This is a genomic window from Streptomyces sp. NPDC000941 (genome assembly GCF_053599555.1).
Window position 1 is genome coordinate 27,341 of sequence record NZ_JBSFMM010000016.1, and the last position, 17,224, is coordinate 44,564.

The following is a 17,224-nucleotide window of genomic DNA, read 5'->3' on the forward strand; positions in this document are numbered from 1 at the left end:
ATGCGGAGCGAGAGGTACGCCGACCCGGTGTTCCGGCACGACCGGGTGTTCCGGCAACGCAGCCCGGACGGCACGCGGGTCACGCCGTTCGAGCTGTTCTTCGACCTGGTCTACGTCTTCGCGGTGACGCAGCTCGCCCACGGGCTGGTGGAGCACTTCACGGTCGCCGGCGCGGCGCAGACGCTGCTCCTCCTGTCGGCGGTCTGGTGGGCGTGGATGTACACCAGTTGGACCACGAACTGGTTCCATCCCGACCATGTCGCGGTCCGGCTGACCCTGGTCGGCGTGATGCTGGCCAGCCTGGTCATGGCGGCCGCGATCCCCTCGGCGTTCGACGAGCGCGGACTGTGGTTCGCCGGCGCCTACGCCGCCATCCAGGTGGGCCGGTCGCTCTTCGTCGCGGTAGCCGCGAGGTCCCACCCCCTGGGGCCCACGTTCCAGCGCATCCTGGCCTGGCACAGCTTCACCGCCGTGGTCTGGATCGCGGGGGGCCTCGCTGACGGGCCGTCGAGAGCCGTCCTGTGGTCAGTCGCGCTGGTCCTGGAGTACGCCGCGCCCTGGCACGGCTACACCACTCCGTTCCTCGGACGTTCGCACACCTCCGAGTGGACGATCGACGCCGAGCACATGGCCGAACGGTGCCGGCTGTTCATGCTCATCGTGCTCGGCGAGTCGCTCCTGGTCGCCGGTGCCACGTTCAGCGGCACCCAGCTTTCGGTGGCGCGGGTGGCGGCGCTCCTGTCCACCTTCACCGTCGCCGTCGCGATGTGGTGGATCTACTTCCACCGGGTCGCCGACGCCGCCGGTGAACGGATCGCGGCGTCCGCTGATCCGGGACGGCTCGGCCGGTCCGCGTATACCTATCTGCACGTCCCCATGGTCGCGGGCGTCATTGTCACCGCCGTAGCGGTCAAGACGACCATCGCGCACCCTGACGGCCGGGTGACCGCGGGGACCGCGTGTGCGGCTCTGGGCGGCCCGCTGCTCTTCCTCGCTGGGCATCTATTGTTCACCCGTGCCGTCTTCGGGCAGGTGTCCCGGTCACGGCTGCTCGCGATCGCGGCGCTTGCCGGGCTGGGTCTCACCGCGGGCATCGCCACACCGCTCATGCTGATGGGCGGCGCGGCGACCGTGCTCACCGCCGTCCTCGTGTGCCAATCAGGAGGCGCGTGCCCGTAGGCAAGTCCGTTGTCTCGGCCAGAGGTTACGGTCCGCGTCATGGATCTACGAGGGAAGAGGACCGCACCACCGACCGGGCCGGCAGGCTGCGGATCCGGCAGCGCGAGCGCACCGAGGACGGCGGCGACGGCCTGCCGCCCGCCCCGGCCCGCCTGGCCTCCCCCTACGACACCGACACTCGCTGGTCCGCCAAGCGTGACCTGTTCTGGAACGGCTACAAGCTGCACGTCTCACAGACCTGCCACCCGCAGGCCGACGGCGACCGGCCGACCCGCCCGAACCTGATCACCAACGTCACGACCACCTGTTCCACCCTGCCGGACAGCAAAGCCCTGGACACGATCCACCAGGCCCTTCACCGCCGCCACCTGCTGCCTGCCCGGCACTACCTCGACTCCGGCTACCCCAGCGCCGATCTGATCGTTTCGTCCGCCAAGGACCACGGCATCGCCTTGGTCACCCCGGTCCTGCTCGACACCTCCCGCCAGGCCAAGGCCCAACAAGGCTTCGCCGCACACGACTTCACCATCGACTGGGATCGCAAACGAGCCGTCTGTCCGACCGGAAACATCAGCGCCACCTGGAACGACGTCGTCCAGGAGGGCGTGCCCAAGACCGTCGTCGCCTTCGCCGCCCTGGAATGCATCCCCTGCCCGGTCAAGGAGCAGTGCACCAATTCACGAAAGGGCCGCCAGCTCAGCCTCTACCCGCGTGAGCTCACCGAGGCCATCCGCACCGCCCGCGCCCAGCAACAGGACGGAACCTGGCAGCGCGACTCTGCGCTCCGCGCCGGGGTCGATGGCGCCATCCACCAGGCGACCCACACCACCGGCCTGCGCCGAGCCCGCTACCGCGGCCTTGCCAAGACACACCTCGACCACGCCACCAGCACCACCGCCCTCAACCTCATCCGACTCCATGCCTGGTGGAACGGCCACCCCCTCGACGCGCCAACCACAGCCACCTCGCCCGACCCCAACTCCACCTCGCAGCATAGGAGTTGGAATTAACCACCAAGATCGCGCAGCGATGATTGGCCGGAAGGGAGTCGTCAGCCGGGCAAGGGACGAGGATGCTCTTGGCTGCACCAACACCGCCTCAAGCCAGCCGCCGTAGATCCTCCAGATACCGCAGGACGGCCGCGACCCGGCGGTCCACCTGGTCCGTCGGAGACAGATCGAGCTTCGCGAAGATGCTGCGGATGTGCTTGTGGACGGCGCCGTCGGTGACGACGAGTTTCCCGGCGATGGCGGAGTTACCCAACCCCTCCGCCATCAGGGCGAGTACGTCCCGTTCGCGGGGGCTGAGCCGTTCCAGGCGGGTGTCCTGGCGGGAGCGGGTGAAGAGCTGGGCGACGACCTCCGGATCGATGGCGGTGCCGCCACCGGCCACGCGCCGTAGCGCGTCCAGGAACTCCTCGACCCGGCCGACCCGTTCCTTGAGCAGATAGCCGAGACCGTTCACCCCGCCGCCGAGCAACTCGGTGGCGAAACTTTGCTCGACGTACGCGGACAGCACGAGCACAGCAAGGTCGGGCCGTCGGCGCCGGGCCTCGACCGCGGCGACGATCCCCTCGTCGGTGTGGGTCGGCGGCATCCGTACGTCGAGGATGGCGACGTCCGGCTTGTGCACGTCGATGGCGACCAGGGCCTCGTCGGGGGTACCCGCGGTGGCCACCACGTCGAGCCCCTCGGCGCGCAGCAGCAGGGCGAGCCCCTCTCGCAGCAGGGGATCGTCCTCGGCTATCACTATCCGCATGTCAGGGTCCACAGGTCGGGCTCCACAGGTCGGGCTCCGGTCGTCACGATCCACAGGAAAGATCCACTGTCAGGACGGTCGGGCCACCGGGCGGGCTGGTCAGGGTGAGGCCGCCGTCGTGCGCCGCGATGCGGCGACGGATGCCGGTGAGCCCGGAGCCGCCGTCCTCTTCCCCGGAGCCGAAAGCCCGGGAGCTACCCCCGGCGCCGCCCCTGCCGTCGTCCTCGACGGACAGCACGAGTCGGCCCCCGCCGCCGCGTGCCGTGACGACGGCGTGCCGGGCGCCGCTGTGCTTGGCGATGTTGGTCAGGGCCTCGGCGACCACGAAGTAGGCGGTCGCCTCGACGGAGGCGGCGCAGCGTTCGGGCACGTCCACGTCGATCCGGCAGGGCACCGCGCAGTTCGCGGCGAGGCCGGAGAGCGCGCCCGCGAGGCCCCGGTCAGCCAGCACCGGCGGCAGGATGCCGCGGGCGACGGTACGCAGCTCGGCCAGCGCCTGTTCCGCGGCGGACTGGGCACGTTCCAGGAGTTCGTCGGCGCCCGCCGGATCGCGGGCCACCATGCGGCGGGACGCCCCGATCAGCACGGCGACGGAGACGACCCGGTTCTGCGCACCGTCGTGCAACGAGCGTTCGATGCGGCGCAGTTCGGTGGCGTGGGCGTCCAGGGCGGCGGCACGTGTGGCGGTCAACTCCGCGACGCGCAGGGAGAGATCGACGTCGGGACCGGCCGACAGGAGCCGTCGTCCGAGGCCCGCCTGGAGCCGGGCCATACCGGGCGTCAGCCCCAGGATGATGGCGATCCAGCCCACGCCCAGCAGCGTCACGGCGACGGCGTGCGGCCAGGTGTGCGCGTTTCCGATGCCCACGGAGGTGGCAGTCGCGCCCTCGGGTATGAACGTCCAGTACAGCGGGAAAGCGGTGTCCCGCACCGCGAGGACCGGCAGCAGGACGCCGAGCAGTCCGAGCAGCGCCCCCACGGTGGAGTGCCGGACCAGCCAGCCCAGTTCGCGGCAGGTGGTGCGGTCGACGAGGGCGGCCCGCAGCCGCGTGGGCGGGGGCTCCGGGGCGGCGACCTCGGGGCCCCAGCGGGCGAGTCGCCCGCGTTCCCGGGCGGCCAGGGCGTGCAGGGTGCGCAGGAGCGCGGGTGCCATGAGCAGCCCGACGCCGAGGACGCTCGTCGCGGCGGCGAGAGTCATGCGAACGACCCTATGCCGCTGGCGAGTTCGCCGTCACCCGAGCGGCGGGGCAGTACAGCCTGCTGTACCCCGAACCGGGCGGGCTGCGGGATCGGCCGCCAGGGGTGCTGATCCATAGCGTCGATGACGACAGCAGGAACGGCACACGGCCACCGCAGGACCACCCCACAAGACTCCGGGAGCAGCCCCCATGCAGCACACGCCGACCCCCGAACCCGCCGACCGGCTCAGCTCCGGGGACATCGCCCGCACCCTGCTCTGGATGGTGGTGGTGGCCAGCGCGCTCGCCAACATGGCAGCCTCCTTCGACGGCGCCGACACCTGGGTGCACCTGGTGTGCGGCGCGATCACCGTCCTGTGCGCGGGCACTCTCGTCGTACGGAACCTGCGGGGCCGGCGATGAACGCCACCAGCACTGCCGTCGGCGCCCCCGCCATCGCTCTGGAGGGCGTCAGCAAGGCCTACCCGGGCGGCGTAGGCGCCCTCGACGACGTGTCGTTGACCGTGGAACGCGGGACCTTCCTCGCCGTGATGGGCCCCTCGGGCTCCGGCAAGAGCACGCTGATGCACTGTGCCGCCGGGCTCGACTCCCCGACGTCGGGCAGCGTCCGCATCGACGGTCACGAGATCGCCGGGCTGAACGAGTCCCGCCGTACCCAACTGCGCCGGTAACGCGTCGGGTACGTGTTCCAGGCGTACAACCTGATCCCCTCCCTCTCCATCGAGGACAACATCACGCTGCCGCTGAGGCTGGCGGGCCGTACGGCGGACCGCGACTGGCACCAGGTGCTGGTGATGGCGGACGGCCGGGTGGTCGAGGCCCTCAAGACGCCGACCGCTCCTGAACTGGCAAGCCCAAGTGGCGGGGCACGGTCGGTCCTCGACGAAGCTGCTGGCGGATGCGCGCGTCACCGGCAGCGAGCCGACCGCCTCCGGCGAGATCACAGTGGACGGCGCCACCGCCGCGGCGGCGGGCATCGAGCCGGGCGGCAAGGTCCAGATCGTCGTCAATGCCCGCCCGGCCACCGGCTATCACGTCTCGGCCGTGGTCGACGCGCCTGGCGCGGGTGTCTACTGCGCCGATACGACGGCCCTACGACTCTCCGGCCGCTCGGACCGCGTCGATCTGGTGGGCCTGCGCAGCGCGACCGGCGCCGAGGAGCGGGTGGCCGCCGAGGTCCGTACGAAGCTGAAGGGCACCGGGCTGCGAGTGGTCACCGGAGCTGAGCAGGGCGACAGGGCCGCGCCCGTGCCGGCGCGTCCCGCTCGCTGCTGGTGCTGCTCGCCGGTTCGCTCTCCGGGTCATCGTGATGATCACCGGGTTCGTGATGGCGAGCGCGCTGGCCGTGCCGATCGCCGGGCAGCGCCGCGACTGGCACTGATGCGGGCCGTCGGCGCCACCCCGAAACAGATCCGTCGGCTGGCCGCCGCGCAGTCCACCGCGGTCGCGGCCGTGGCACCCCGGCGTGGGCCTCGGCTATCTGCTCGCCGGACTGTTCCGCGGGCTGCTCGCGGACCGCGGGGTCATACCGTCCGAACTTCCGCTCAGCTTGGTTCCGTTGCCCGCCCTTGCAGCGATCCTCCTGCTGCTCCTGGCCGTCCAGGTGTCGGCCCACTGCTCGGCCTGGAGCACCTCGCGGATGCCGGCCACCGAGGCGGTCGCCGCATCACGCACCGAACTGCGCGACCCGTCGCGGACCCGGACGCGTATCGGCGTGATCGTCTTCCTCGTCGCGATGGTCATGTCGGCCGTGCCGCTCTTCCCGCGCACGGTCATAGGTGCCACTGCCACCTCGATCGCCGGTTCCGCGGCGATCCTCACCCCGGAGGTGGCAGGCGTCCTCGACCTCGACCTCGACCTCGACCTCGACCTCGACGATTGTGCTCTGTACCTCTTCACGCCGGCACACCTGCCGCACCAGGCAATGCAGTTGTTTGCCGTGCCTTGAACGCTCAGAGATTGTTTCGACTCTTTCGGCCTTGATGCCGGCGAACAGCCGGGGGCGAACCGCACTCGTGGCTTTCGAGGCCGGGCCCGGTCGGTACAGCAGGCGCTACCCGTTCCGGGGTGACCGCACCCCCACCGGTCGGCCCGCCTGCTTGATCGTGGCGCACGGCCGGAGTTCCTAGCGTGGTGGTCATGTCAGGGCAGTGGCCTGAACGAACGCAAGGAGTCCGCGACTGATGAAGACCGAACTCATCTCCCGTGTGGTGACCACGACATTGGCGACCGCGCTGGCCGGTATCGCCCTGGCCGTTCCCGCCGCGGGCGCGACCGCGGCCGTTTCGGTGCACGGCGGGACGCACCACGCGTCGGACAGCACGGCGCTGAAGGCACACGTGGACACCATCATGAGGACGGGTACCGTCGGGGTGGTGGTCCGGTCGACCGGACCACACGGTACCCGGAACGCCACCGGCGGGGTGGCCGACCAAGCAACTGGCGACCGCGCACGCCCCGGCGACCGGTTCCGGATCGCCAGCACCACCAAGACGTTCGTCGCCACGGTGGTGCTGCAACTCGTCGGCGAGGGACGCCTTTCGCTGGACGACACCGTGGAGCACTGGCTGCCCGGGGTGGTCTCCGGCAACGGCAACGACGGCAGCAAGATCACGGTCAGGCAGCTGCTCCAGCACATCAGCGGGCTGTTCGACTACACGTCGGACTTCCCCGAGTTCGCCAGCAAGGCCGGCTACCAGGCCGACCGCTACACCACCTGGACCGCCGAGCAGCTGGCCGCCATCGGCATGCGGCACGCCCCGAATTTCCAGCCCGGCACCGGCTGGAGCTACTCCAACACCAACTACATCCTCGCCGGAATGATCATCAAGAAGATCACCGGGCACGACTGGACCCAGGAGGTCACCGCGCGAATCGTCCGCCCGCTGGGCCTGCACGACACCCTCGCCCCGACGACGGACTCGCGGATCCCCGGCCGCCATCTGCGCGGCTACTCCGCCTTCGACGAGGCGGGTCCGGAGATCGACGTCACCGCGCTCAACCCTTCCGCCGGGGGTGCGGCGGGCGCCATGATCAGTACGACGGCCGATCTGAGCCGCTTCTACCAGGCGCTCCTGGGCGGCAAGCTGCTGCGCCCCGCGCAGCTCGCGGCGATGAAGACGACTGTACGGGCCTCGGAGCTGGATCCTGCGTGGCCCGGTTTGCGCTACGGCCTTGGCCTGATGGAGGTCCCGCTGTCCTGCGGCGGTGTCTACTACGGTCACGGCGGCGACATTCCCGGCTACACGACCCGCAACGGATTCAGCGCTGACGGCCGCCGTGGCGTGGTTCTGAACGCGTCCGGCGACGGCTCCGCGGACTCGTCCAGCCAGCAGACCCAGAACGACCTGATCGACGACGAGCTGTGTAGGTGAGGATCAGCTGACGCGCGAGAACCAACCGTGTGAGAACAGCTGATCAGGCTGTGACGGCACCCGCTTCGGAGCCGTCACAGCCATTCCCGCCCGTAACGGGTCCGGCGCGCCGTCGGCGCCGTGATCCGAGGCCGGGCCCGGCAGTATGCCGGGCCCGGCCTTTCGTCGTCCCCTGTAGCTGCTCTTCGCCCGCGACCGGCTCCACCAGGCGGCAAAGCCACGACATACGGGCGGTGGCCCGAGTCCCGGGGTAGTGCCTGCGGTACTTGGAGACGGGCAGCACACGGGTTGGTGACGGACCCCGTGCGCACGGAAATCTGTAGGCATGACGCGACGCAAGGCAGTAATCATCCCCTCGGTCCTCCTCTCCCTCAGCGCGCTGACGGTCGCCACGCCTGCCTTGGGCGCCACGGCGCACGGTTCGCCGGCCCCGGCCTCGAAGGCATCTGCCTCCTGGCAGCGCGGCGAGAGTGTGGTGGCCGGCATCGACCGCAGCTCCCACCCCCTGCGGACCACGAACCCCACGGGCAGTCTGCGGGACCTCGACGCGCTGGGCCGCATGCTCAAGGGCGCCGAGGTGGTGGGACTGGGCGAGGCCACCCACGGTTCGCGGGACTTCTTCCGCATGAAGCACCGGGTCTTCCGCTATCTGGTCGAGGAGAAAGGCTTCCGGACCTTCAGCCTGGAACTCCCCTGGAGCAGCGGTGTGCGGATCGACGAGTACGTGGTGCAGGGCAAGGGCAACCTCAAGGACATCGCCCGTGAGGAGTTCCAGGGTTCCTACCGGATCTGGAACAACCAGGACTACATCGACCTCATCAGGTGGATGCGGGACTACAACCTCCAGCACCCCGGCGACCCGGTCCGTTTCATGGGTGACGACATGGGCTATGCCGGCCCGGAACTGTACGCACGGGTCATCGACTACGTGTCCCAGAAGTACCCGCGACTGCTGAAGCAGGTGACCGAGTTGTACCGCGGTCTGGCCCCGACAACCGACGCCGGCGCCTTCGCCGAGGAGTACCCCAAGCTGCCGCTCGCCGAGCGCCAGGAGCGGGCGGAGCGGACCCGGAAGGTCTACGACCTCCTGCGCGCACAGCGCCCCGGCCGCGGTGACAAGCAGAACCATCTGTGGATGACACAGCACGCCCTGGCCATCCACCAGATGGCCAGGGGCTTTGCCTTCGACATCGGCGACGAGGACCAGATCGCCCAGATGATGAAGCTCCGCGACCAGGTGATGGCCGAGAACGTGGAGTGGTGGCGCCAGTACACCGGGAACAAGATTCTGCTGTCGGCCCACAACACCCACGTGTCCTACGACTCGTTCGACACGCGGTACCCCAAGACTCAGGGCTCCTTTCTCCGCGACGCGCTGGGCAGCCGCTACGCCAGCATCGGCTTCTCGTTCTACAAGGGTTCCTTCAACGCGTTCGGCACCGACGACAACGTGATGCGCAACTACCACGTGGACGGGGCGAAGCCGGGCTCCAACGAACAGACCCTGGACAAGGCCCGCCGGGACGACTACATCCTCGACATGCGCACGGCCCCCGAGCCGGTGCGCGAGTGGCTGGACAAGGAGCGTGTCACCTGGAACATCGGCGCCGGATGGCCCGACCCCGTGGAATACACGGCCGCACTCGGCAAGGCCCACGACATCCTCATACACCTGCATGACATCCAGGCCACCACGTACCTCGGCGCACCCTGACACCCCGCCACCGACACACCTGACGGAGAGCCGGAACGGTCCGGTTCGCCACGCGTCGTGGCGGCCGGGACCGTTGCGGCAGCCAGGCACGTCTCCGAGTAGCGTTCGCTTCACCGTGCCTGCGGTCCGGCTTCCTCCAGTCATTTGCGGAAGACGGCAAGCCGTCCATTCATACCACGCCGCGCTCGCCGGCGTCCGCCGATGGAAGTCGGTCGACCCCGTCACTGACAGGCATGCAGAAGCAAAGTTGTCGCAGTTCTTCGGAGGCTGAGTTGGCACAATTCTCCAACATAAGACGAGCGGGGATTCAACCGCTTACCGCCCAGATAGTCGGCCCTGCTGCAGTGCCGATCAGGCGGCCGACTCTGCTGCAGCCGAGCCGCGCTTTTACACTGAAATGGCTGGCGCTGGGATCGCTCGAGCGGCCTTCGGCTTGGCGGACTTTGCCGCGTAAGAGGCCGGTGAGCTGGTCGAATATGCCGTCGGCTTCCCAGCGGGCGAAGTAGCCATAGACGCTTTGGTTCGGCGGGAAGTCGTGGGGCAGGTAGCGCCAGGCAAGGGAGCGGAGCCGTCCGCGTGCGCGATCGACGCGCAGAGCGTCAAGACGTCCACCAGCGTCCCGGCCGCCGGGCAGGGCACGGATGCGGCGAAGAAGACATCGTGGGCCGCAAGCGGAGTATCGTCACCGACACCCTCGGACTGCTGCGCGCGGTGCTGGTCACGGCCGCGAGCGTGCAGGACTCCGTCGCCGGCACCCACCTGGTCGGCTAGGTCGCGGCTGCCCATCCCTCGATCCGCAAGGCTTGGGTGAACGGTGGCTACCGCCAGCACCTCGTCGAGCACGCCGCCCGCCTTGGCGTCGACATGGAAAGCGTCCAGCGCGCCCCCGGGACCAGGGGATTCACCCCACCGCCGAGGCGCTGGACGGTGGAGCGGACCCATGGGTAGCTCATGTTCCACCGCCGCCTGGCCCGCGGATACGAGACCCTGCCCGCCCGCTCCGAAGCCATGATCCACCTCGCCATGACCGACCTGATGGCCCGCCGTCTCACCGACGAAGCCACCATCTCCTGGCGCGACCCGACACCGTGGGATCAAACAGCAATTCCGGGATGAAACACAGGAGAAAACGACCTCTTAGTACGTTCTGGAATCGCCGCCGCCTGGACCAGGCATTCGCCTTGGGGGCACAGGGCTGTCTTATCAGGGAAGACTTACCGCAGAAGCTCGCCTACGCCGTTCTCGCAGCCAAGGGGGTCGCTGTGTGATCTCCCCGAAGCTGGTGGCCAGCTATTTCCCGCCGATGTCAAGGAAACGGCACCGGCATTCTCCCGGACGTCGAGCAAACACGCTGGCCCTAACAGTCAACCCACGTTGATTCGACCACTGAAATCCCCGACTCAAACTTATTGACATAAAAACCCTACACATATGATCATGACCACATGAAGGAACTGCCGAGGTTACCGTTCGACAACCCAGCCGTGCTCGGCATCGCGCCCCAGTTGCGCGCACTGCAGCAGGAGGGGCCGATCACCAGGGTGCGGACCGCCGGTGAAGATACTGCCTGGCTGGTCACCCGTTACAACGAGGTGAGGGCGCTACTCGCCGACCGCCGACTCGGTCTCAGCAATCCCGACCCGCAGCAGTCGGCCAAGAGCGCGGCCAGGCGCTTCATGGTCGCGCTGATGGCAGGGGACGACCACGACACCGAGGCCACCAGGCATGCGCAGATGCGCGCGCTGCTTGTGCCGCGGTTCTCATCGCGCCGGATGCGCCTCATGAAGACCCGCATCGAGCACCACGTGGACGACCTGCTCGACCAGTTGGCCGCTGGCACTGCGCCGGTCGACCTGCACCGCGTGCTGTCGTTTCCGTTGCCAACCATGGTGATCTGCGATCTGCTCGGCGTACCGCTGGCCGACCGGGAGCGGTTCGGGCAGTGGGCGAGAGGCACATTCGACCAGACCGACGACCAGCACTCGGCGAACACCTTTCAGCAGGTTGTCGACTACATAACGGAACTGGTGGCGCGCAAGCGAACCGAGCCGGGCGACGACATCCTGTCCGAGCTGATCGCCGACAAAGACGGCGCACTGTCCGATGCGGAGATTGCCCACTTGGGTAACGCCGTGCTGTTGTTCGGCTACGAGACCACCATTGTGCGCATCGACCTGGGCACCCTGCTACTGCTGCGCAATCCGGCCCAGCGTGCCCTGCTGGCCGAGAATCCCGAACTCGCGCCGGCCGCGGTCGAGGAGATCCTGCGCCTGGGCGTTGGCGGCAACGGAGCCAACGCGGTAATACCCCGCTACGCGCACAGCGACATCACCGTCGGCGAGACAGTGATCAGGACCGGAGACGCGGTGATGCTGGCCATCGGCGCGGCCAACTACGACGGCCGGGTATTCCCCGACGGCGACCTTTTCGACTTGGTCCGGCACAAGCCCAAGTCACACCTGGCATTCGGGCACGGCGCCCGGCACTGCATCGGCCGCACGCTGGCCCGGATCGAGCTGACCGCGGTGTTCGAGCGGCTGTTCCGCAGACTGCCCAACCTGCGGCTCGCGGTGCCCGAGGAGTCGCTGCGCTGGCAGGAGCACCGAATCACCGGCGGGTTCGATGAACTCCCCGTTACCTTCTAAGTGGCATTGCACGAGCGAAAACACAGCCGTCCACCGTCCATGGTCGATCGCTTTGCCAGAACGATGCCTGGCGTGTCGTCTCTGACAGATCATCTCTGACGGATCACAGCGCGTCGGCGCATCACCGGCCCCCGCCATCCTGAACGTCAGCACCGGCCGTCCCCGGCGGTCGTCCCTCGTCACCTCCGCCTCACCCGGCGCCATCGAAGCCGTCCGCCCGACCGGATGTTTGACGCTCCTTCCCCTCACGCACAGACGTCAGGAGGACAAGGAACCATGACGGACACTTTCAGCGACTACGTCGACTGCACGCCTCTTCTCGACGACCGTGAGGCCCTCGACCGCTTCTACGACGAGCACGGCTACCTCTATCTGCGCGGCGCCCTGGACCGTGAACTCGTCCGGACCGCCGCGGAGCAGATGCTCGAGGGCCTGATCGCACTCGGCCACGCCGCCCCCGGCACCACGCTCGACACCCTCACCATCGAGTCCTTCGAGGCGGTCGACGAAGTGGCGATGCACGACTACGTCAAGTACGACGACCTGTGGAACCACCCCTCGGCCCTCAAGGTCTGGGAGAAGGTCTTCAGCGAGCCCGTCTTCGTCTTCAAGTCGACGACGATCCGCTACTACCCCGCCGCCGCGGGCTCCGCGGAGCCGAGCTTCCTGACCCCGCTGCACCAGGACGGCTTCTACATCGGCCCGAACAAGGACTTCCGCACCGCCTGGGTGCCGCTGCTCGCGACGACCCCCGACATAGGCGGCGTCGCCGTCGCCGACGGCAGCCACCAGAAGGGCCCGCGCGAGCACGTCGTGACCGAGAACTTCCGCCGCTTCGGCCACGCCGTACGCGGTATCCCGGCGGAGAAGTTCGGCGCGGACGAGCAACTGCTGTTCTCGCCCATGGAACCGGGCGACGTAATCATCTTCCACGCCTTCATGTGCCACAAGTCCATCCCGAACGTCTCGGTGAACCCGGCCGGCATGCGGATGTCGATGGACACCCGTATCCAGCCCGCCTCCTCGCACCGCGGGTTCAACGCCCTGACCCCCTGGCCGGAGTCCGCGAAGGACCCCTCCAAGGGAGTCATGTCGAAGATCACCGGCACCCCCACCACCACCGAGTGACATTGTTATCCCCGCACCCGCCTCAACCGTCCCCCACACACGCCCGGGTAGGCAGCGCATGACGAAACACGAGGGCCTCCCCCCTCTGAAGGGGCCCAACGCGACACCGGAGTCCTCGGCCGACACGGAACCGGCCGCCGCGGGGCTCAGTGGCATCGCCCTCGTGGTGGTGCTCACCGGATACGCCCTGTCCATCGTGGACGCCTCCATCGTCAATGTGGCGCTGACCTCGATCAGTGACGACCTCCACGGCGGCCCCGCCGCACTGGAGCTGGTGGTGTCCGGCTACGGCCTCACCTACGCCCTCGGCCTGGTGCTGGGCGGACGGCTGGGCGACGCCTTCGGCAGACGGCGTCTGTACGCCTACGGGCTCGCGGCGTTCACCGTCACCTCGGCGCTGTGCGGACTCGCCCCGACCATCGAGTTCCTTGTCGCGGCCCGGCTGCTGCAGGGCGCCGCCGGCGCCATGCTCGTACCGCAGGTGCTGGCGACGATCCAGGCGGCCACCGAGGGTCAGGCGCGCGCCCGAGCGATCGGGATGTACGGCGCGACCGCGGCCCTCGGCATGGTCACCGGGCAGATCCTGGGCGGGCTGCTGGTCTCGCTGGACGTCGCCGGGATCGGCTGGCGGTCGGTCTTCGCGATCAATGTGCCGATCGGGGTGGCCGCGCTGCTGGCTGTCCGGCGCGTTCCCGCGACCAGGGCCGACGCGAAGCCGGGCTTCGACGCGGTGGGTACCGTGCTGTTCGGTGTCACCATGGTCTGTGTCCTGGGCGTGGTCGTGGCGGGCCCCGACCTTGGCTGGCCGCTGTGGCTGTGGTCGCTGCTCGCGGTCGCCGCGGTGGGTGCGCTGGCGCTGGTGCGGGCCGAACGTGGGCTGGAGGCGCGGGGCGGCTCACCGCTGCTGTCCCCGTCGGTGCTGTCCCATCCGGGGATGCGCAGAGGGCTGGCGGCGATGGTGCCGTTCTCGGCCGGCTTCGGCGCCTTCCTGTTCGTCTACGCGCTGATCGCGCAGGGTCACTTCGGCTTCGGCGGGCTCGCCTCCGGCGGGGTGCTGACTCCGTTCGCCGTGGCGTTCTTCGTGGTGACGCTGTTCACCCCGAGGATCGCGGCGGCCCTGGGCAGCCGGATCGTCACCCTGGGCGCCCTCGTCCAGGGCACGGGCGTGCTGCTGCTTGCGCTGGTGATCCGGCTGGGTTGGCCGCATCCCTCCCTGGCGCTCGTGCTCGTCGGGATCGGCCTCTTCGGCGCAGGCGCGGCGCTGATCGGCCCGACGCTGTTCCGGACGATCCTCGCCGACGTACCCTCCGCGCAGGCCGGTATGGGCAGCGGTGTGCTGGTGACCAGCCAGCAGATGGCGACCGCGCTGGGCGCGACCGTCGGCGGAACCCTCTATATCTCCCTGGCCAGTTGGCTGTCGACGGTGTCGGCGGCCGTGCTCGTTCTCGCCCTGTTGGCGTGTTTCTCGGTGACCGTTCTCGTGATCAGTCTGAAGCTCCCCGACCCCAGCTGACACCCGCGCCCCTCGAACGGCGCGATCCGACCCGGACCTTCTCGTTGGCAACGGCGCGCCGTCCTTCGGCGTACCCGCGCGCAGAAGCGGAGACAGCCAAGTGCAGTTACAGACAAGGACAGCCGTGGTGACCGGCGCGGCCAGCGGCATCGGCCTCGCCCTCAGCGCCCGCTTCGCCCGGGCCGGCGCCGGCGTGGTGATGGCGGACGTCGAAGGCGACGCGCTGCACCGCCGTACCGCCGAACTCACCGCACAGGGCGCTCAGGTCACCGCGGTGACCGCCGACCTGACCGACCCGGACGCCGTCGAACGGCTCGCGGACACAGCGTTCGACCTGCTCGGCGACATCGACGTGGTGTGCAACAACGCCGGTGTCCTCGGCCCCGTGGGACAGCCCCTGTGGGAGGTACCGATGGAGCGGATGCGGCAGGTCTTCGAGGTGAACCACTGGGCGCACGTTCTGGTGGCCCGCGCCTTCGTCCCCCGGCTGCTGGAGCGCGGCCGGCCCGCCCATCTGATCCACACCGCCTCGATGTCCGCCTTCGTCGTCGGCGCCGGCAGCGCCGCCTACGCCGCCTCCAAGCACGCCGACCTCGCGGTCGCCCGCAGTCTGCGCGCCGATCTGCGGGGCACCGGGGTCCGGGTGTCGGTGCTGTGTCCCGGCCGGGTCGACACCCCCATGGTCCAAGGCCTGACGGCGCCACGCGGCGCGGGCGGCGACACCTCGGTGAGCGCCGAGGACGTCGCCGGACTCGTATGGGAAGCCCTCGGCTCCGATCGCTTCTATCTCTTCAGCAACTCCGACGCCCCGCTGCGGCTGCGCGATCAGTTCGACGACGTATGGCGTCATGTTTCCCTTCCACCCCCTTCCCCCGAGGAGGAGCTGTGGCCCGCGCCGAAAGCGACGACCGTGGCGATGAAACGCTGACCATCGACCTGGAAGCGGTGAGGGAGAAATATCGGCAGGAACGCGACAAGCGCACCGTCGGTCGCACCTACCAGTTCGCGCGCGGTGACTTCAGCCACTACGCGCGAGACCCCTACACCGAGCGACAGGAGCGCGAGCCGCTCACCGACGAGGTGGACGTCGCCGTCGTCGGCGCCGGCATCGGCGGCCTGCTGACCGGCGCCCATCTGCGCAAGGAGACCGGCCTGGAGCGCATCCGGCTGATCGACGAGGCCGGCGACGTCGGCGGCACCTGGTACTGGAATCGCTTCCCCGGCATCCGGTGCGACGTCGAGAGCTACATCTACATGCCGCTGCTCGAAGAGATCGGCACGATACCCACCGAGAAGTACTCCACCGGGCCCGAGATCTTCGCCCACCTCCAGCGGATCGCCCACAAGTACGACCTCTACCGCGACGCCCTCTTCCACACCACCGTCACCGAGCTGCGCTGGGACGAGGCCGCCGCGAAGTGGCTGGTGAGCACCGACCGCGGGGATCTGATCCGGGCCCGGTACGTGGCCATGTCGATCGGTCTGATGCACCGCCCCAAACTCCCGGCGCTGCCGGGCCTGGAGACGTTCGCCGGGCACTCCTTCCACACCAGCCGCTGGGACTTCGACTACACCGGCGGCGACAGCACCGGCGGCCTGACCAAGCTCAAGGACAAGAAGGTCGGCGTCATCGGCACCGGCTCGACGACCATCCAGCTCGCCCCGCACCTCGCCGAGTGGGCCGAGCAGCTCGTCCTCTTCCAGCGCACCCCGGCCACGGTCGACGTCCGCGGCAACCGGCCCACCCCGCCCGACTGGGCCGACAGCCTCGAACCGGGCTGGCAGCAGCGCCGGATGGAGAACTTCCACGCGCTGACCTCCGGTATCCCTCAGGACGAGGACCTGGTCCAGGACCGCTGGACCCAGACCACGGCCAAGCTGGCCGCCGCCATCCTGCCCACCGGCGACACCGGGGGCGACCCGAAGGAGCGGGCGCTCGCGGCCGAGCGGGCGGACTTCCTCAAGATGGAGGAGTTGCGCGCCCGCATCGACAGCGTCGTCACCGACCCCGCGACCGCCGCCGCCCTCAAACCGTACTACCGCGTGTACTGCAAGCGGCCCTGCTTCCACGACGGCTACCTCCAGACCTTCAACCGGCCCAATGTGACCCTGGTCGACACCCAGGGGCAGGGCGTGGAGCGGCTCACCCCGGCCGGGGTGGTCGCGAACGGCCGGGAGTACCCGGTCGACTGCCTGGTCTTCGCCACCGGCTACGAGCACGAGTTCTCCGTCCCGTACACGCACCGCGCCGGCTACGACATCGTCGGCCGCGACGGCGTGAAGCTCTCGGAGAAGTGGGCGGACGGGGCACACACCCTGCACGGACTCCAGGTGAACGGCTTCCCCAACTGCTTCATCCTGTCCAAGATCCAAGCCGGTCGGCACGTCAACATCCCCTACGTACTGGGCGAGCAGACCCGGCACCTCGCGCACATCGTCAAGTGCGTCGAGGAGCGCGGCCACCAGGTCGTGGAGGCCTCCGAGGCCGGCGAGAAGGAATGGGTCGCAGAAATCCTCCGGCTCGCCGCCAACGACCTCGACTTCCTCGAGAACTGCACGCCCGGCCTCTACAACAACGAGGGCGACCCGAGCGGACTGCCCCGTCGCAACTCCAGCTACGGCGGCGGCTCCGTGGAGTTCGTGAACATCCTCAGGCGCTGGCGCGAGACGGGCGACCTCGTCGGCCTCGAACTGCGCTGACACCCCATCCTTCT

15 protein-coding genes and 2 pseudogenes are annotated in these 17,224 nt (G+C 69.1%); 13 read left to right on the plus strand and 4 right to left on the minus strand.

What is annotated here, in order from left to right; genetic code table 11:
* Together ACWDSL_RS08405 and ACWDSL_RS08410 are read left to right on the plus strand one after the other, a co-directional pair.
* Positions 1-1,179 (plus strand): low temperature requirement protein A, encoded by a 1,179-nt coding sequence (locus tag ACWDSL_RS08405; RefSeq protein WP_450483002.1) that lies wholly within the window; start codon positions 1-3, stop codon positions 1,177-1,179.
* Complete coding sequence (locus tag ACWDSL_RS08410) at positions 1,170-2,189, plus strand: transposase (RefSeq protein ID WP_450483004.1); 1,020 nt, start codon at positions 1,170-1,172, stop codon at positions 2,187-2,189. Before ACWDSL_RS08405 ends, ACWDSL_RS08410 begins: the two co-directional genes overlap by 10 nt.
* Positions 2,190-2,277: 88 nt before the next feature.
* Here the strand turns inward: ACWDSL_RS08410 and ACWDSL_RS08415 are convergent, their stop codons facing one another.
* Together ACWDSL_RS08415 and ACWDSL_RS08420 are read right to left on the minus strand one after the other, a co-directional pair.
* Positions 2,278-2,937 carry a response regulator transcription factor gene (locus ACWDSL_RS08415; RefSeq protein WP_450483006.1) on the minus strand — a complete coding sequence of 220 codons (660 nt, stop codon included), beginning with the start codon at positions 2,935-2,937 and terminating at the stop codon, positions 2,278-2,280.
* Between the two features lie 43 nt (positions 2,938-2,980).
* Complete coding sequence (locus ACWDSL_RS08420) at positions 2,981-4,135, minus strand: sensor histidine kinase (protein ID WP_450483008.1); 1,155 nt, start codon at positions 4,133-4,135, stop codon at positions 2,981-2,983.
* A 190-nt stretch (positions 4,136-4,325) separates the two neighbouring features.
* Here ACWDSL_RS08420 and ACWDSL_RS08425 point away from each other — a divergent pair, with 190 nt between their 5' ends.
* Positions 4,326-4,538, plus strand: a complete 213-nt coding sequence (locus ACWDSL_RS08425; RefSeq protein ID WP_450483010.1) for a hypothetical protein — start codon at positions 4,326-4,328, stop codon at positions 4,536-4,538.
* Positions 4,535-4,930 (plus strand): annotated as a pseudogene (locus ACWDSL_RS08430) (ABC transporter ATP-binding protein); the annotation flags it as partial. The gene ACWDSL_RS08425 and the pseudogene ACWDSL_RS08430, both read left to right, overlap by 4 nt.
* 276 nt (positions 4,931-5,206) lie before the next feature.
* On the opposite strand, the gene ACWDSL_RS08435 reads toward ACWDSL_RS08430, so the two are convergent.
* Positions 5,207-5,353: a hypothetical protein gene (locus ACWDSL_RS08435; RefSeq protein WP_450483085.1), complete on the minus strand. Its 147-nt coding sequence runs from the start codon at positions 5,351-5,353 to the stop codon at positions 5,207-5,209.
* A gap of 248 nt (positions 5,354-5,601) precedes the next feature.
* On the opposite strand from ACWDSL_RS08435, the gene ACWDSL_RS08440 reads away from it, so the two are divergent.
* From ACWDSL_RS08440 to ACWDSL_RS08450, 3 genes are all read left to right on the plus strand, one after another.
* A complete protein-coding gene (locus ACWDSL_RS08440) occupies positions 5,602-6,084 on the plus strand; it encodes a hypothetical protein (protein WP_450483012.1) in 483 nt (160 codons plus the stop codon).
* A 235-nt stretch (positions 6,085-6,319) separates the two neighbouring features.
* A complete protein-coding gene (locus tag ACWDSL_RS08445) occupies positions 6,320-7,510 on the plus strand; it encodes a serine hydrolase domain-containing protein (RefSeq protein ID WP_450483014.1) in 1,191 nt (396 codons plus the stop codon).
* A 325-nt stretch (positions 7,511-7,835) separates the two neighbouring features.
* Positions 7,836-9,224 (plus strand): erythromycin esterase family protein, encoded by a 1,389-nt coding sequence (locus tag ACWDSL_RS08450; RefSeq protein WP_450483016.1) that lies wholly within the window; start codon positions 7,836-7,838, stop codon positions 9,222-9,224.
* Between the two features lie 307 nt (positions 9,225-9,531).
* On the opposite strand, the gene ACWDSL_RS08455 is transcribed toward ACWDSL_RS08450, so the two are convergent.
* Complete coding sequence (locus tag ACWDSL_RS08455; RefSeq protein WP_450483075.1) at positions 9,532-9,819, minus strand: transposase; 288 nt, start codon at positions 9,817-9,819, stop codon at positions 9,532-9,534.
* Here ACWDSL_RS08455 and ACWDSL_RS08460 point away from each other — a divergent pair.
* From ACWDSL_RS08460 to ptlE, 6 genes and pseudogenes are all read left to right on the plus strand, one after another.
* Positions 9,733-10,340, plus strand: a pseudogene (locus ACWDSL_RS08460) (transposase); the annotation flags it as partial. The gene ACWDSL_RS08455 and the pseudogene ACWDSL_RS08460 overlap by 87 nt on opposite strands.
* 329 nt (positions 10,341-10,669) lie before the next feature.
* Complete coding sequence (gene penM / locus ACWDSL_RS08465; RefSeq protein WP_450483018.1) at positions 10,670-11,869, plus strand: pentalenolactone synthase; 1,200 nt, start codon at positions 10,670-10,672, stop codon at positions 11,867-11,869.
* 276 nt (positions 11,870-12,145) lie between these two features.
* Complete coding sequence (gene ptlH / locus ACWDSL_RS08470) at positions 12,146-12,997, plus strand: 1-deoxypentalenic acid 11-beta-hydroxylase (RefSeq protein WP_450483020.1); 852 nt, start codon at positions 12,146-12,148, stop codon at positions 12,995-12,997.
* Between the two features lie 58 nt (positions 12,998-13,055).
* A complete protein-coding gene (locus ACWDSL_RS08475) occupies positions 13,056-14,510 on the plus strand; it encodes an MFS transporter (RefSeq protein ID WP_450483022.1) in 1,455 nt (484 codons plus the stop codon).
* Positions 14,511-14,610: 100 nt separating this feature from the next.
* On the plus strand, positions 14,611-15,438 hold the full coding sequence (gene ptlF, locus ACWDSL_RS08480; protein ID WP_450483024.1) for a 1-deoxy-11-beta-hydroxypentalenate dehydrogenase: 828 nt from the start codon (positions 14,611-14,613) through the stop codon (positions 15,436-15,438).
* Positions 15,439-15,455: 17 nt separating this feature from the next.
* A complete protein-coding gene (ptlE, locus tag ACWDSL_RS08485) occupies positions 15,456-17,210 on the plus strand; it encodes a neopentalenolactone/pentalenolactone D synthase (protein WP_450483077.1) in 1,755 nt (584 codons plus the stop codon).
* Positions 17,211-17,224: the final 14 nt, after the last annotated feature.